Annotated in this window: 3 protein-coding genes; all 3 read right to left on the bottom strand. The window is 33.1% G+C overall.

The window, feature by feature from the left end; translation table 11 throughout:
- The coding region (locus DW793_RS14220) for a DUF2019 domain-containing protein (protein ID WP_118158538.1) at nucleotides 1-337 on the bottom strand (337 nt) is incomplete at its 3' end.
- Nucleotides 338-349: 12 nt separating this feature from the next.
- Nucleotides 350-949 carry a polymorphic toxin-type HINT domain-containing protein gene (locus tag DW793_RS15575; protein ID WP_290126991.1) on the bottom strand — a complete coding sequence of 200 codons (600 nt, stop codon included), beginning with the start codon at nucleotides 947-949 and terminating at the stop codon, nucleotides 350-352.
- A 31-nt stretch (nucleotides 950-980) separates the two neighbouring features.
- On the bottom strand, nucleotides 981-1,425 hold a 445-nt coding region (locus tag DW793_RS14210; RefSeq protein WP_181988397.1), incomplete at its 5' end, for a hypothetical protein.

The raw sequence follows: 1,425 nt of genomic DNA, 5'->3' as shown, positions 1-1,425 counted from the left end.
ATAAAGTTAATTTACCCTTTTTCCATTCACTAAGTGTCATTTCAGCTGTTGTCATTTCAGCTGTTATACCAATTAGTCCTTTTAACTGACATAAATCTTTTAAAGTCTTTTCTGCTTCATTTTTATTTGTATTAAGTAGAAAATACGCAGACCATAATCTTACATAGCACTCCTCATGCTTAAGTAAAGGCATTAAACTATTTAACTCACCATTTGCTTTTAACTCATAATAGTACGATATTAACAGCGAATAGCACTTGTTACCTATTTTATATTGTCCTGACTCATCTGCGTTTCCTTTTTTTATACACAATTCAACAAACTCATAATTATCCATATAATCACCCCCCTAAACAAATTGATTAAAAATCCACCCTGTTTTAGTTGGAGTAAGTGTTCCATATTGTTCAAGAACTTTTTTCCCGAATTCAAACTGAGTATCAAAGTCTTGACCCGCTAACCAACTTCTTACTGTTTGGCCGTTTGTAAATGATTGTTTGGAACTATAATATCCACTAATTTTACTGTGGACACTACCTGAATAACCCGAATCAATTGAAACAAGATTTTTTGTATTATGTATATCTTGAGAAGAAAGCCCTGATTTTTTTATCTGATTTTGTTCGACAATATGATGCCACGCTTTATCTTCTCCAGGAGACCCTAATGCCTTTTTGGCGTCATCAAAGGTATCATAACCAACTCCACCCTCAACGCTTTTACAATTATTATGCACCAGCACCCCACACTCACCAACAAAGTAAGTATGGAAATCCTGCACCTCAAAGTTATAAACCTTGATAGGTGATTCGAGAATTTCGTGCTGAACCCATTCAACAGTTACAAGCTCACCATTGGAAAGTACAAGTACATCGCCGGCTTTAAGACTTCTTGCCAGTGTCCAGCCAAGCTTGTCAACATAGAACGGATGACTTGGTGTTGCAGATATAGTTTCACCATTTACACCAATGCATCAATTATTAATTAAAACGCTTTATAAAATTATACAATTCAGATTTAAAATCGTTTAAATTCAGATAACAAACCCCATACTTATATCTAAATTCCACATCTTTATAATTATGATCAATATTATTCCAAGTGATTTCCATGTTATCTCCAACTTTACAAAACACAATAAATGGCATACAAAACTCATCCTTACATGAATCAATTGAATGATGCCAAATCCAATTCTGTCTTTTTTCTTGGAACTTCAGTGAATGTTCATAATTTTCAGGAATATAATCATCACTATAAAGCCACATATCTGCTCCCGTTTTAGCATTAGTCTTAACAGGAAATGGGTCATCTGAAAGAATGTATTTTAAATTATCATTTATCCACTCTAACAATTTGCTAATTCTGCACATATCATAATAAATATTTCCGTTATATGAATATTCGGAAATGTCTTGTCCATTA

Origin of the sequence: Ruminococcus sp. AM31-15AC (assembly GCF_003462045.1) — a bacterium.
In the GTDB taxonomy this organism is placed as follows: Bacteria; Bacillota; Clostridia; order Oscillospirales; family Ruminococcaceae; genus Hominimerdicola; species Hominimerdicola aceti.
The sequence above is the reverse complement of the archived record's forward strand: the minus strand, read 5'-3'. Positions and strand labels throughout refer to the sequence as shown.